At 52.4% G+C, this 14701-nt stretch carries 11 protein-coding genes, 1 tRNA gene and 1 pseudogene; 6 read left to right on the top strand and 7 right to left on the bottom strand.

The window, feature by feature from the left end; translation table 11 throughout:
* Window position 1: 1 nt before the first annotated feature.
* From Z945_RS0102625 to Z945_RS0102615, 3 genes are all read right to left on the bottom strand, one after another.
* Window positions 2–1609, bottom strand: a complete 1608-nt coding sequence (locus tag Z945_RS0102625) for a TadA family conjugal transfer-associated ATPase (protein ID WP_241434453.1) — start codon at window positions 1607–1609, stop codon at window positions 2–4.
* A complete protein-coding gene (locus Z945_RS0102620) occupies window positions 1606–2817 on the bottom strand; it encodes a CpaE/TadZ family protein (protein WP_152541038.1) in 1212 nt (403 codons plus the stop codon). Before Z945_RS0102620 ends, Z945_RS0102625 begins: the two co-directional genes overlap by 4 nt.
* A gap of 70 nt (window positions 2818–2887) precedes the next feature.
* The gene (locus Z945_RS0102615; RefSeq protein WP_037970385.1) at window positions 2888–3100 is read right to left on the bottom strand and encodes a Flp family type IVb pilin; all 213 of its coding nucleotides are present in this window, start codon (window positions 3098–3100) and stop codon (window positions 2888–2890) included.
* A 425-nt stretch (window positions 3101–3525) separates the two neighbouring features.
* Between Z945_RS0102615 and Z945_RS20435 the strand changes: the two are divergent.
* A pseudogene (locus Z945_RS20435) lies at window positions 3526–3799 on the top strand (IS3 family transposase); the annotation flags it as partial.
* 125 nt (window positions 3800–3924) lie between these two features.
* Here the strand turns inward: Z945_RS20435 and Z945_RS0102605 are convergent.
* A complete protein-coding gene (locus Z945_RS0102605) occupies window positions 3925–4935 on the bottom strand; it encodes an SDR family NAD(P)-dependent oxidoreductase (protein ID WP_025050560.1) in 1011 nt (336 codons plus the stop codon).
* 193 nt (window positions 4936–5128) lie between these two features.
* Here Z945_RS0102605 and Z945_RS19950 point away from each other — a divergent pair, with 193 nt between their 5' ends.
* From Z945_RS19950 to Z945_RS0102590, 3 genes are all read left to right on the top strand, one after another.
* Window positions 5129–7357 carry a glycosyltransferase family 2 protein gene (locus Z945_RS19950; protein ID WP_025050559.1) on the top strand — a complete coding sequence of 743 codons (2229 nt, stop codon included), beginning with the start codon at window positions 5129–5131 and terminating at the stop codon, window positions 7355–7357.
* Between the two features lie 165 nt (window positions 7358–7522).
* On the top strand, window positions 7523–8287 hold the full coding sequence (locus Z945_RS0102595; protein WP_025050558.1) for a hypothetical protein: 765 nt from the start codon (window positions 7523–7525) through the stop codon (window positions 8285–8287).
* A gap of 36 nt (window positions 8288–8323) precedes the next feature.
* A complete protein-coding gene (locus Z945_RS0102590; RefSeq protein ID WP_025050557.1) occupies window positions 8324–9067 on the top strand; it encodes a class I SAM-dependent methyltransferase in 744 nt (247 codons plus the stop codon).
* 40 nt (window positions 9068–9107) lie between these two features.
* Here the strand turns inward: Z945_RS0102590 and Z945_RS0102585 are convergent, their stop codons facing one another.
* Both Z945_RS0102585 and Z945_RS0102580 read right to left on the bottom strand, forming a co-directional pair.
* Entirely contained in the window at window positions 9108–9710 is a 603-nt protein-coding gene (locus Z945_RS0102585) for a hypothetical protein (protein WP_025050556.1), read from the bottom strand.
* A 76-nt stretch (window positions 9711–9786) separates the two neighbouring features.
* Window positions 9787–10761 (bottom strand): glycosyltransferase family 2 protein, encoded by a 975-nt coding sequence (locus Z945_RS0102580; protein WP_025050555.1) that lies wholly within the window; start codon window positions 10759–10761, stop codon window positions 9787–9789.
* A gap of 200 nt (window positions 10762–10961) precedes the next feature.
* On the opposite strand from Z945_RS0102580, the gene Z945_RS0102575 reads away from it, so the two are divergent.
* Together Z945_RS0102575 and Z945_RS0102570 are read left to right on the top strand one after the other, a co-directional pair.
* Entirely contained in the window at window positions 10962–13175 is a 2214-nt protein-coding gene (locus Z945_RS0102575; RefSeq protein WP_025050554.1) for a glycosyltransferase family 32 protein, read from the top strand.
* A gap of 132 nt (window positions 13176–13307) precedes the next feature.
* Entirely contained in the window at window positions 13308–14192 is an 885-nt protein-coding gene (locus tag Z945_RS0102570; protein ID WP_025050553.1) for a hypothetical protein, read from the top strand.
* Between the two features lie 381 nt (window positions 14193–14573).
* Here the strand turns inward: Z945_RS0102570 and Z945_RS0102560 are convergent.
* Window positions 14574–14650 (bottom strand) — tRNA-Arg (locus tag Z945_RS0102560).
* Window positions 14651–14701 lie beyond the last annotated feature (51 nt).

Genomic DNA, 14701 nt, shown 5'->3' with positions numbered 1-14701 from the left:
CTTAGCCCCCCAGAATCGCATCAAGCTCGTCCGTTACACCGTAGTCGGCGGCACGGCTGGCGAATTTGGGGCGGTAGCCGGAAAACACATAATCTCCCGTCACTTGCGTGCGGGTACTGCCCGGATCGGTACGAAAACTAAACAATTCCTGCAAAGTAATCGTGTCACCCGCCAGACCGGCTATTTCGGAAATCGAGGTGATGCGCCGTTTGCCGTCACGCATGCGCGAGACCTGAACGATCAGATGAACGGCATCCACTAGCTGCCGCCGCACCACGGCGCCCCCTGATGTAAATCCCGCCATCGCAGCCATGCTTTCAACGCGGGTCAGCGCCTCATGCGGAGAGTTGGCGTGTAGGGTGCTCATTGATCCGTCGTGACCGGTATTCATCGCCTGCAACAGGTCCAGCACCTCGTCCCCGCGAATTTCGCCGATGATGATCCGGTCTGGTCGCATCCGCAGCGCGTTACGCACAAGCGCGCGCATGTTGACCTCGCCCGTGCCTTCGACATTCGGCGGGCGGGTTTCAAAGCGGACCACGTGAGGCTGCTGAAACCGCAGCTCTGCCGCGTCTTCGATGGTGACCAGTCGTTCGCCATCAGGAATGAACTGCGACATGGCATTCATCAGTGTCGTTTTGCCCGACCCCGTACCCCCCGAAATCAGCACATTAAGCCGCAGATAGGCGGCCAGCGCCAGAAAGCGGCTCATCTGGACAGAGAGGCTGCCGCCTTCCACCAGTCTTTCCAACCGCACAGGGGCGGATGGGAATTTACGAATGGTGATGGTCGGCCCATCAATTGCCAGCGGCGGCACGGCCACGTTTACCCGGCTGCCATCCTTCAGACGGGCATCGACCACTGGCTGGGATTCGTCGATTCTGCGACCAACGGCGGCGACGATCCGGCTGGCCACGGCAAAGACGTGGTCGTTGTCGCGAAACCGCACGCCGGTCAGCTCCAGCTTCCCGCCGCGCTCCACATAGACCTGATGTGGCCCGTTCACCATGATATCGGTAATGCTGTCGTCGGACAGCAGCGCTTCCAAAGGGCCGAGGCCCAGCATATCCGCCAAGACAGCGCCGACCAGATCGGCCACTTCACGGCTGTTCAGATGTAGTTTCCGCTCCTCTGACAGGGTGCTGATGCTTTCGCGGATCAGCGTTTCCTGTTCGCCACGAGGTTTCGAGACAAGCTCGGAGAAATCGAGAATTTCTGACAGACCGCGGACGACTTCATTAGCTAGGGCCAGAAGCTTTTCCGGCGCGTCCGATTGCACCCGGGCGGCAGCCTGGGGCTGCGCTGGCGCTGGTGTCGGTTTCGGCGCAGAGACAGGTACGGGCGTTTGAGGCGCGGGCGGCGGTGCCGTCACGGCCTTTGGCGCGCCACCGTTTCGTTGATCATCTCCCGCCAACGCCGCGCAAGCTTGCGACAAGATCTGGCGCTGAAGGGCCAGCGGCCAGGCGTTATCAGAGTTTTCGATGACATAAGAAATCGCGGCATTGGCGCGATCCTCATCCGTCAATCCCTCAGCATCAATGAGTTTGGCGATGCGCAGGACTTCGGCAAGTCCCTCACGCATGGAGGGCTGGGGCATATGTAGGGTCATGCGAAGAGCCGTTTGAAGAAGGATCGCTTCGCTTTGTCATCCGCCGCGCTGGGCTTTGTACTGGCCTGCGCCCAAAGCGGAGCGAGTGCGCGTGCATAAGGGCTGCGGGGCTGAGCGGTCAGCATCGGCTTTGCAGCCCGCTGCGCGCGTTTCATCGCCGCATCGCTGCGGGGCAGCACAGCAACCACGTCCCGTCCGATACCTGCAGCAATGTCTTTGCGGGACAATCCGGCATCAGACCGCAGTTCCGACAAGACGGGCAGAATACGCAGGTCCGGGACTTGCGCCTTGATCCGCGCGATCATTCGGCTGGCACCGTTCACACCGGCATAGCCAGCAGGGATCACCATGATCAATGCATCCAGCTCCGCCATGAGCGCAGTCGACTGCGCTGCGAAACTGCGGGGCAGATCGAAAACTACCGTGTCGAAGGTATTGCCCAGCGGCTTGATAAGCTGCGGCAATGCTGTCTCCATCGCTGTGATGTCTTGCGTGCCGTGGCTTTGATGGGAGTAAAAGGACAGGTTGTCCGACACACGCTGCATTGTTGCGCTCAGGAAAGTAGCGTCGATACGGTCGGGTGCTGCCAGCGCTTCTTGCAGGCCCGGCGTATCGTCGCAGTCCAGATCGACCGCCTGCGTGCCGAAGCGCAGGTCAGCGTCGATCAAAGCAGTGCGACCGTTCGCGCCCTTTGGCGCCGCCGCAAGAAACGCGAGGTTTTGTGCCAGCGTACTGGCACCCACCCCGCCATTGCTGCCTATCACGCCGATGCTCAAGGCAGGTTTCGGCGCGGGCGGTGCGATGGGTGAAGGATCGTTGGCGGGGGTGACCCGCTGCGCCTGCAGTACCTCTGCGGCAGAGATGGGAAAGGCAAAATATTCAAGTGCGCCTGCCTGGCGCAGGGCACGGTAGGTGCTCAAATCATCCCGGTCACCCAGAACGATCACATCGGCACCGCTGCGGCAAATCTCGGTCACGCTCTCGCAGGCGGCATCGAGCGGCATATTCCCGATCTCTGTCAACAACATCTGCGCGATCGGCGCGCCGCCACTGAGCCGCGCTGCCCCGCCCAACCCGCCGCCACGCAATGCCCCATCGCCAGAGGCCGTCAGTTCTGCAACGGCGCGGGCCAATGTAGCCCCCTGCTCTGTGCAAACGTAGGCGGCCATAGATGGAGATTGAGAAGATGCGGCGGTGGAAAGGGTCATGAACTCAGGCCTTGCGTTTGAAATGTCCGACAAAGGGTGCGCGAGGGAGAAACCGCGCACCCCTTTGCGATTAGGACGTCGGTGCAGAAATGCCCGCTGTATCCAACTCGTCGCTCATTTTCTCAAAGCCGACATTGGTTTGCGAACCCAATGTCGCGATGGTGCCGACGATCACAGCGCCGACCAGCGCGGCGAACAGACCGTATTCGATCGCGGTTGCACCGTCTTCGTCTTTCACGAAAAGGCGGATCGATTTGCTCAGTGTTGTACGTATCAGTGTCATGGTGCGTCTCTTTCAGTTTGGAGGGTCGGAAGTAACCCGGTACTGCCCCGAAGCTCTCATGCACTCCTGATCTATGAAATCCACCCATGGTCTGAACCTGCGCGTCCCACCCCTTGGTTTTAGGTCCTTCATACCAAAGTCGTATGGATCCGGTACCTCTGTGTGGTGGCCCTCTGTCAGCTTTGCGGCATCAGTGTGGCGGGATGAAATGGCGCGAAGAGCACGCAGAATTGCCGAGCTATTTTTGCCCGCAAAGTGTGCCAGGGTGATCAGTAAAACGATGGTTCGGAGACGCAAATCGAGGCAGATACGAATCAAGATTTGGACTGCCGTCGCTGTCTGCGCAAAGCATGATACCTGCAGACCTCTGGGCCAAGCCAACGTCTGTTCGCTATCCATATTTAGCCGGGGCTGGCTTGGCCCCCCATTCACGTCGCGTGATCGGCTGGGCTTTCTCAAATCGGATGAAACGGGACTTGGCCACTCGAGCGCTGAAGATGGCAATTGCTATAACACTGCTGTTGTCGAGACCTCTTCAAATCCATCAGAGCAGAACTGATCTGGCGGCATCCTTGGGAAACGCGACGGAAAGCCGAGATGGCGATCTTCGAATATATAAATGGCTTCTACAATCCGCGTCGCCGACACTCAGCATTGGGTTGGAAAAGCCCGGTCGCTTTCGAACGCAAGGTGGCTTAAACGAGCACTTGGGGCGGCACTAAAGCGGGACAGGTCCAGTTCCGTTGATTTTGCTCAGCAGGTCATCGCAAGCCTTTTTGAGGCTTTATCACGATTGCGCCGTTCGAGGAAAACTAGCGAGCCGGTTATACTTCGTAGTACTCCCGATACCAATCTACAAAAGCCGTTATACCTATCGATACTGGTGTGCTTTCTACTTGACCTGTAAGGGTGTTCAACAAAGTTGCGTCGGCCCAGGTAGCGGGTACATCGCCAGGCTGCATGTCCTTGTATATCTTCTGAGCCTCTATACCCACGGCGGTTTCGATCGCTTTGATAAAATCCATCAATTGCAAAGGTGATCCGGTCCCGATGTTGACCACACGGTATGGTGCAACCGGAGACAGACTGTCACCCTCTATCGGCTCTGCCCCGGGCATGGGAGGGACGACGTTGATAAGCACCAAAATGCTGCGGACAAGGTCATCTATGTAGGTAAAGTCGCGTTTCATGTTGCCGTGGTTGTAAATTTCAATGGGATCGCCATTCAAGATCGCTTTGGTGAATTTGAAATGCGCCATGTCAGGGCGCCCCCAGGGACCATACACTGTAAAAAACCGGAACATCGTTATCGGAAGGCTATAAAGATGGGCATAGGAATGGGCCATCGCCTCGGTCGCTTTTTTGGTTGCTGCGTAGAACGACATCTGCAAATCAACTTTATCAGTTTCCTTGTAGGGCATCGCGGTGTTGGCTCCATAGATGCTCGACGTTGAAGCGAGCAACATATGTGTGGGTGGGAATGCGCGCGCAGCTTCGAGGAGCTCAAAGGTGCCAACCAAATTCGCCTCAACGTAGGTGCGCGGCGCATCAATTGAATGACGCACGCCGGCTTGCGCGGCCAAGTGGATCACAGCATCGAATTGATGTTTTTGAAAGAGATCCCTTAGTACGTTTGGCGTTTCAAGGCGTTCAGTGATAGCCGTGAAACCTGCGTATTCCTGAAGCATAGCAAGACGTTTTTCTTTGAGTTGCACATCATAATAATCGCTCAAAGCATCCAATCCGATGACGCGCCAACCTTGGTCCAAAAGTGCTTTTGCGGTGAAGTAACCAATGAAACCAGCAGAGCCGGTGACGAGAGCGGTGCGTGTCATAGGGGTTCCCATTTTGGCTTTGTCAAAGGAGCGGCATTAAACTGCTTTCCCTACATTAATGTCAGCACCGTTACAGGATTACCAGCTACCGGCGGCCCGTCCCCCTCGGTCTGGACGGTCCATGGTGGGTCTGTTATTTCAGGCGCAGTTTATAAGAACTTCGACGAACGACTGCACTCCGAAAGGCCCTAGGATGGTAGAAGCGACACTTGCGGTTCGCGTCTTGAAAAACGGAAATCTGAGCGGCTTTAAGGTCCTTGATGCGGTCGCGGCAGGAAAAAAATTCACTGCTTTTTTCACTCGGAAGACCGATGCCAGTGATGTGAGAGCGGCTTTTGGTGGCAAGAAGATCGGCGCGGTCAATGGCGCTCCGATCATCTCGTTCCAGAACGAGCTTCCGGTACTGGAAGTTGCTGATCCCGAACCGGAGTTGTTCGCCGGTCGCAATGTGGCTGTCGGGACGCGCAATGGGGAACCGGTGCATACCATCATCGAGTGGTTGGTTTACCACTTTGACTATTTCGGTATGGACGGCGCGGTTATATTTAATCGTACTCCCGCGGGGAAGGATGCTGCTTTTCTTAATGAGCTGAAATCTGAATTGGCCAAGGTGCAACGGCCGCTGCAGGTTGTTGTTGTTGAATCTCATTTTCCTTTGGGCCTCGGCGATATGCCCGCCGAACATCACCCCTATTGCGTAAGCGAGGCGCCAGGCCACGATCGCATGGAGATACCGGAGTCAGATCCATGGTTGGCGCCGTTAGGTGAAGTTTCAATTTATGAAATTGCACGCGCTCGTTTTTTGCAACAAGCCCGCGCAGTGGCGAACCTGGATGTCTGCGATCTGTTATATGATCCTGCCGTTGAAGCAGGGCCTAAAAGCTCTGCACAGGTCGAGAATAATCCTTTCGAAATAGCGGCGTCAGCCCCTGGTCAGATGGTTCATTTGATCGGTACACACTGCTATCCATGGCGCGTGCGGAAAAACACGTTGCCCTGCTTTGCTGATCACGTTTGTCTACAATTTGACCGTCCCAAACTGCGCAATCGCTGGTGCGTGAGCCCCGAGGGGCTAAAATCAGAGAACTTCATGAAATTTCGCCGCATCAGCAAGGTTGAGATAGGGGCCACCGCTCCCTTTTTCCGCTGCATGTCGATCCGTCACCCAGTATCGCAGTCCAGTAAAATTGTACCAAAGACAAGTCTGGTCGAAGCGGAGTCCTTGATCGCGATCGCCAAAAATGTGTTTGACTTCAAGCCAGTCCGAGCGCCCAGCTTGGTCACAGGCAAGAAATCGCGTTCCAAATCAAAACGAACTGCGATTGTGACTACGATGAAAAACGAGGGTCCATTCATACTGGAATGGATCGCCTATCATCAGGCGATCGGTGTAAAAGATTTCTTGGTTTACACCAACGATTGCGATGATGGTACGGACACTATGTTCAATTTGCTCCAATCGAAAGGTATTGTCCAACATCGGCAAAACCCTTTTCGCGAAATGGATTTGAAACCTCAGCACGCTGCGCTTCAGGCGGCTGAAAACGAACAAATCATGAAGAAAGCAGATTGGATTATCTGCATGGATGTGGATGAGTTCATTAATATCAAGGTGGGTAAAGGCCATTTGCGAGATCTTTACGAAGCCATCGGAAATGCAAATATGATATCTTGTACATGGCGGCTGTTCGGTAGCTCTGATCTGGATAACTACGAGGATGATTTTACGATCAAACGGCACACAAAGTGTGCACCCGAGTATTCTCCGAAACCCCATCAAGCCTGGGGTTTCAAAACTTTGTTCCGCAATAATGGGATATTTAAGAAATTTGGTGTGCATCGCCCTAAAGGATTGCGGCCTCAGTTATGGGACCAGATCAATTGGGTAAACGGCTCTGGTGAGATGATTGCGAAAACTGAATTCCGCAATTCTTGGCGCTCGACTTCTTCAACCTATGGATATGATTTGGTATCGCTCAACCATTACGCCGTACGCAATGCGGAAAGCTTTCTTGTGAAACGGGATCGTGGGCGTGTTAACCATGTTGATCGTGATCAGGGCGAAGCCTATTGGTTTCGTATGAATAATAATGCGACTGAAGACCTTTCGATCCAACGCCGCATTCCGATGATGGAACGAAAGCTAAAGAAGCTCATGGCAGATCCGGAGATCGCTGCCCAGCACAAACGTTGCGTTGACGCGCATCAGGCTAAAATTGCAGAACTGTTGACCCTCCCTGACCAGCAGGAGTTCTACAATATCCTCACGGGCCGTCGCATGGAAAAACTTTCACGTATGCACCAGCACTTCGGGGCAAGTGTGTTCTTGGCGGGTCCTCGAAGCGTACCAGATGAGATCATCGATGCAGATCATGCCGAAGATTTTGAATATACCGTGGAGCGCACTGAAACGCAGCACTAGTCTCGGGCCGGGTTTTCAAGGGATGAGGGCTACCAACAGGCAACGCAAAGACCAACCGCCCTGATCTCAGGCGATTTCATCGACAAGTGGTTTTAACCAGCCAAGAAAGCTATACAATCCAGTGAGCATACTTCGGACCAATATTAGCAAAATGGATCATACCATATGATTACCTTTGATCAGGCAATGGCTGCGCTTGATGATGACGCAGTCACTTCGCTTGACGTATCTGCTCTTGATGAAAGCGATATGATCAATCTGATCTTGCAACGCTCAGAAATCATCCGCGACCAGCACCGTTTCAACAGGTACATAAAATCCTGGACCAAGGGTGACGATGCACCAATGCGTGAGCTAATTGATCGAATGGGCGTTGAAACCCTGACCAGACGCGCTGCCGCATATATCTATTTAGAGTATCTGCAACTCCGCCCGATCTTTGAGAAAAAGCCTCCGAAAAATATTGCGGATATTGGGTGCGGATATGCTATGTTTGATCTCTTCTTGGCCAAAGAGTTCGAGCCGCATCTTTTTCTTATTGATTTGGAAACGAACGAAAACCGGCATTTCGGTTTTGAGTCTGAAGGTGCCGCTTACTCCAGTTTGAGCGTGACGAAAAGTTTCCTTGAAGACAATGGCGTTCCTGCAGCGAAAATCACAACGGCGAACCCCGAAGCGACAGATGTGACTAAACTAAAGAATATCGACTATGCTTTTAGTTTTATCTCCTGCGGTTATCATTACCCTTGGCATACCTACCGTAATTTCTTTCTGAATTCAGTCGAAGAGGATGGACGCATCATAATCGACATTCGCGCCCGTACACTGGGTGATGCAATGCTGGAGCTATCCGAAATTGGGTTTGTACGAGCCATCGAAAAAGCCGCCAACAACAGTGCAGATCGTATTATGGTCGCGAAGACACTTTGAGTTCGGCGCGAAGAACATATTGGAAAGAGAACTCTTATGGCCATCCCCGACACTCTTGCCGCTCGGCTGATTGAAACTGTCAAAGAAAACAATCTGAGCGGTAAGTTCGTCATGCTTGGTCGCCAACGTTGGGTTGGGAGACGCCGCAAACGCTCTGCTGAATTGTTCGAGAAAGTGCTTACCGAACACTTGCCGGACGTACCGGAATCCGAACTGGCAAACGCTGACGATGAATACGCTGAGACATTTTTCAAGAAGTTGGGCTTTTCCGAGGTCGACTCGCTAGACTTCTCGAACTTTGAAAATGCTTCTATCATTCAAGATCTTAGCGCTGACCTACCGAAGGAATTGGAACATAGGTTTGATGTCGTCTACGACGGTGGCACATGCGAACACATTTTCGATTTGCCTACTGCTTATCGCAACATCCACAAAATGCTGAAACCCGGCGGGGTGCTGATCGGCCACTCTCCTTGTAACAATTGGGTCAATCATTCCTTCTATCAGATCAACCCCGAGATGGTGTACGGATTTTGGGAAAAAACCCTTGGCTATCAGGTACTGAATTGCAGCTTGCAGCCTTTGATGCCCATGCATGCTTACAAAGTGGCAACGACAACTAATCCCAATGAAACAGGTAAACGACCACGCCTGTCGGCCACACTACCCGATGGTGGGATTATCCTCAATTACGCGGTGCGCAAACCGCTGAAGGCGACTAAACAGAGCACCAAAGTCTATCAGACGGATTATGAAAACCGCTGGCAGGACACATTTTAGTACATAGCACCTACAGAAGCGGGATACTCACAATAGCACTTCAAAAATGTTGTGCGTACATCCCGATGATCTGCGTCATCTTTTTCCGAGGTAGCGCCGTTTTACCCACAGTGAAGCGAGACATCCTCCCGACAGTTTCTTCTTTTTCGAGAAACTCTTCGAGAACCTTGTACCCTTTACGCCCTTCATAATCGTCGAAAAGCAGTGTCGTTTTTTTAGTGCATTTGAGCATCGCAGTAAGCGCACAGGCAACTCGGAAACGTCCATCTACCAAGATCACGTCCGGGTGTTTGAAGTCTTCTTTATCCCAGATCGACAAGGGATAGAGGCTGTAGCGTTGATAAGCCCTACTATCGATGGGGGTACCCCATTTGCCAGTCGGACCAATGTTCACGTGTTGCATTTCAGGCATTGATACAGGGTTGGCCTGCTCAAACCAACGCTTCATCATCTTTGTCCAAACGCGGCTGCTCTCGACTGAATAGATGGTCTTGCCTGGCATCTCGGAAGCCATAACAGTCGAACCACCACTGCCATATTCCAGTATAACTTTAGCCTTTTCGTAGTGATGTCTAACCAAGTCTTGCACTTCAGGAATGAATGTCAGCTTAGGCCGCTCTACCTCAAGGTTTGTGTCTTCCATCTACTCATCACTCCGTGAATTCCGTTTTGGCCCGATAGTCTTATTATCCAGCATCATTTCGCACCTTCGTGTCGACCTACATTTCATTTTGGTCGTCCAATGCTTTAATCAGGTCATCAAGTTCGGGGTCCATTCTGAGGGAGGCGGCCTTCCGTTTATGCCAGTCCACCGCCTGGTGGTGCAAATCGGCCAATTGAGGGTCGCTCTTGAGTTCTGCTGAAAGCTTTCCGGCAGCGGTGGCATATCGATCGATCGAGGTGTCAATTTCATCATTAAGATTGAACTTGTCCCAGTAAGCCTTGCCGAGCACATGATGCGAATGGTTTGCCCTCCCGCGGGCCCGCTTGATAAGAAAGCTGTCTTTGGAACGCAGTGCATAGTGGTTCACTTGTGCGTGTTCAAAAAGCGGTGGATTATCGGTTCGTTTGCCGTTGACCACGTAATCGGCACCACCCGGTAGAACCCGCTTGGTGCCCGCCATATGTTCATCCAAGACAACTGGAGCATGCAGCCCCATACGCTGGAACTTATGCTGGTTCGTATAGATAGATTTTACAAATTTACCGGTTGTCGGGCGTTCTGTCTCGTCCCACGGATGCTCACCTTTCAGGAATTGCTGAGTGACCGGGGTGTCTTCAAAACTCTCAACGTCGTTTGGCCCGAAAATTCGCCATGGGATGGAGATAACATCTGTATTTCCACCGGATCCATCGACCAATGCCTGCACCGATCCATCACCCATATGGATGTTCAGATATTCGTCTACATCGCAGACGAAAACCCATTTTGCATCCAACACAATATCATACCGTCGAGAGGCCTGGCGTAGAGCGGAACGATGAATGCCGGCCCCACGTACTATGGTCGAATGCTGCGTAACCAAGCCCATCTCTTGCAAGCGCAACAAGATTTCAACCGTTGTATCCGTGCAATCGTTGGTACACACCAAGATGTTGTCAAACCCGAGGGTTTTGTAGTGGGAGACCCAATCGATGATATAGGGGCCTTCGTTCTTCATGGTCGAAACCACTGTGTACATTTCTTGGCCCATAGCCCCGCCCGTTGCGCCTTCGACAGCGCTTTGTTTCTTGTTTGGCAACAATACATGTTCGCCATACACTCACGCAAGCGTAATGACCTAAGGATTTTCCGTCGGGCAATCTGTAGGTACACAAAGGTCGGGCGAACCCCTAAACTCTTAAGAAAACAGCTGCGTACGATCATAGATTGCGCACAAACGAGGAACAGTAGATGGCACGTTTACGGGAGGTAGGCACGCTTTGGATCGGCGGCCCCCTAAGTTGGATGGAGCAACTTTGCTTGAAGTCCTTCGTGGACAAAGGGCAAAAGATTACGTTGTTCAGCTACGAAGACATCCCGAACGTGCCCGACGGTGTCATCCGGAGGGATGGCCGCGAGATTATCGACACAGATGACTTTATAAAATACGAGAAAAAGGACTCGTTTGCCCTCTTTGCCGACTGGTTCCGGTTGCACATGATCCAGCAATGCCCTGGCATGATATGGGTCGATACGGACGTCTATTGTCACCGTGCGATGGACTACGATAGCGATTACGTTTTTGGATTTGAATTGCCCGGGGAACATCGTGTGAACAATGCGGTTCTTGGCATGCCAAGCAATAGCGAATTGCTACAGCAGATGATCGAATTTACAAACGATCGGTTTTCTATCGCGCCTTTCCTGCCGAAGAAGCGGCAAGAAAAATTGCGTCAAATGGCGGCCAAAGGCAAGCCGGTGCATATCAGTGAACAGCCTTGGGGCGTTTGGGGCCCGATGATGGTGACTTATTTTGTCCACCATTTGAAACTTGAAAAATACGTGCAACCCCTCGACGCGTTTTATCCGATAACCTTTCGCGAACGCACGAAATTCATGCGCCGCGTTGGCCGAGCTTCGGAGTTAATCTCGGACGCAACCACTGCGTTGCACCTGTGGGCGTCAAACAAGCGCCAGCTGGGAAACATTCATGACGGGCTTCCGCCCGAAGGCAGCTATTTGGAACTGTTGGTCAACAAGCATGAAATCAATCCTCATCTTGCTCCGATCAAAGGCCGCGGCAAGACGAACTTTGATGGTGGGCTTATTGATGAGGTCGACATAGAGGAAGTAAGCACCGTTGCCGACATCTCTGGTCACGGGCGCTCATTTGTGCTGGCATTGTATCATAAGTTTGACTGCGACATCCATTTGGTAAACACAGACAAACGCGGTGAAATCAGGGATGATGACGAAGAATGGTTGGCGGAATACATCACATTCCTCAAGGACCATGACGTCGATGAAGATCGTATCAAAGTCATCCGCAAAGCAGAAAATCTGAAGCCCGTCGATATCCTCTGCAATCTGAATGGGTTTGGCGACATCTATAAGGTCCCATTATTTGCAAAATTTTTAGATAATATGATGCATTCGGACACGCGCGTTTTCATGGATGTTCGCAAAGGCTCGGGTGCCTTTCCTTTCATTCGAACGTACGGCACCAACACGCATCTGTCTGATCGCGAAGAGGACGGCAAAAATATTGCCCGCGTCAGGCTGCAACCGAAGCCTCCCGAACCGCTCGATGACGCCGAGGATACTTGGGCTGACATTGCCGGTGAACTTGCTGGCAAAGATGGTTGGTACCGGCCTGGAACGAATGGTCACAGCTTTCTCTACATGCCACGCAGTGCGGACACACTAGTGGTTACTTTCGACAATCTGGATATCGCAATGACAAAACGCGATGATCGCCGTCCTTGGGGCTATAGCTTTATCAAGGCTCAGGGTTGGTCGATGCTAAGCGTGTTATCAGGCGGCTGGACATGGTATCGCGAACAATGGGTATCTGATCAGTTTGACCAACTGAAGTCTGAAGGTTTCTTCAAACAATTCAAACGCGTGGTATTTTATGGCGCGTCGATGGGGGGCTATGCGGCTTGCGCGTTTTCTCCAGCCGCACCAGGTTGTGACGTAGTTGCTATCTCACCGCAAAGCACTTTGGATAAGACGATCGTACCATGGGAAAGCCGCTACAAGGTTGCCTGGGATAATGATTACACAGGCCCCTACGGCGATGCCGCCGAAGTGAGTAAAGCCGCACGTCGGGTATATATCCTTTACGACCCGTACGAGCCGCTAGACGCCGGACATGCAATGCGGTTTACCAACGAGAACATTCAACACCTTCGTGCGCCGCTGCTTGGTCATCGTCTTGGCTCATCGCTCAATCAGATGGGCATTCTCACCCCGATTGTTCTGGGCGCGCTCACAGGGACACTTACGTCTCACGACTACTACCAACTGCTGCGCACTCGCAAAGAAAGCCCGCGTTACCAACGCGAACTTTTCAAACGTGCGGTCAAGACCGGACATAAGGATCTAGCCAGATCTCTTGGTGCTTTCATATTGGAAAAAAATCCTAACCGTGCAATTTCCAAGGGAATGAAAGAACTCGGGTAGGAAGGTAAACTTGCCAACAGAAACAAGCCCATAGCAACAGGTAGCCTCGCACGAAGAGGTAGTATCACAAGCTATGCGTTTCTTGGGAGGTCAAGCTTCTGATACGGCATATGAAGAACCAGGGGGCGCGTTGTGAAGCCGGATATTCAATACACCATTCAAATTGGAACTGATTTTGATGGGGGTCAGGAACTGGTTTGGACACTGATTCGGGAAGATGTTTCGCGCAAGAATTTGTTTGTGCCACGGCCAAGGACGTACCGGCGGCAACTGGAAGAGCTGTCAAACAACTTCAACGGGACGCCTGTCGACGAAGAAACTCTGAGGAAGCTGTTTGATTCTAATCAGTTTGACCCCGAAGAGCCTGCCTTTTGCTTCTTCAGCATCAAAGACAAAATGCAATCTTCAGAGAACTTTTGCCCTGGTGGCATCTGGTTTTCTGGCATCGGTGAACGAGCAGCGCATTATCGGAAACTATTGGCACCTTATCCACTCAGATGGATGATCAGTCTGCGAAATCCGGCGATGATATTGTCTGACGCGTGGGCCAGCGGCAACTACCCGGAATTCAAAGCAACCCCGCCCAATCCGTTTCGGCTGAGGTGGGCGTCGGTGCTTCGCGACCTGCGCACTCATTCCCCTGATGTCGAGATCGTCGCGTGGTGCGCGGAGGAAGCACCAGTTACGTGGAACCGCGTCCTAAGTGCAGCAACCCATTCAATGTTTCAACCTTCGATTTCCGCCGAGACCCACATGGCGGCTTATCTGATGACCGCTGAAGGCAGCGAGCGTTTGGCAAGTTTCCTTGAGCAGCGGGAAACGATGCCATGGAACAAACGCGCTCAGGCAATAAAAATCTTTCTAGATAAATTTGCGAAAGATAAGAACTTGCGAGCCAACATGGCCATTCCGGATTGGAGCGAGCAAAAGCAAGACCAAATGGAAAGGCATTATAAAGCTGACTTGGCAGAAGTCGCTCAAATGGATGGGGTCGAGTTCATCGCGCCAGAGACATAAACTACCGTTAGAAACCTTATAAAGAAGAGGCCGTGTACTGACTTCAACGGAGCTATAATGTGAAGGCCGCGATGCAGCTGACTTAAGCGGTGCGATGAGAGACTGAGTTACACTTCATTTGTTGGAGAAGATCGGAAACAAATTAAGCTCCTTTTTGCCCCTTTTGACCATCCAGTTGGTGCCGGTAGACGACCCTAGGCCCGACTTCAGAGGCCGCGTCCATTAATCGGCCGCTCATACACCTTCGCTATTGTAGAAAAGGTGCCGCCTGCAATGCATGGCAATAGTCAGTCCAACAAGGATAAGGTGCAATTTCCGCCGCAGGATATATCCCTACTGCGTGCCGATATCGGGCAGAAACATCAATCGGCAATGTAGTAGTGGCGGACCGAGGAGGATTCGAACCCCCGACCCCTTGATTCGTAGTCAAGTACTCTATCCAGCTGAGCTATCGGTCCACAGGGGGCGGTTTAGTAGGGCGCTCATCGGTTTGCAAGCCCAAGTTTGAT

Source organism: Sulfitobacter noctilucae (genome assembly GCF_000622365.1).
Lineage (GTDB): Bacteria > Pseudomonadota > Alphaproteobacteria > Rhodobacterales > Rhodobacteraceae > Sulfitobacter > Sulfitobacter noctilucae.
This window is presented reverse-complemented; position numbering and strand designations above follow the sequence as displayed.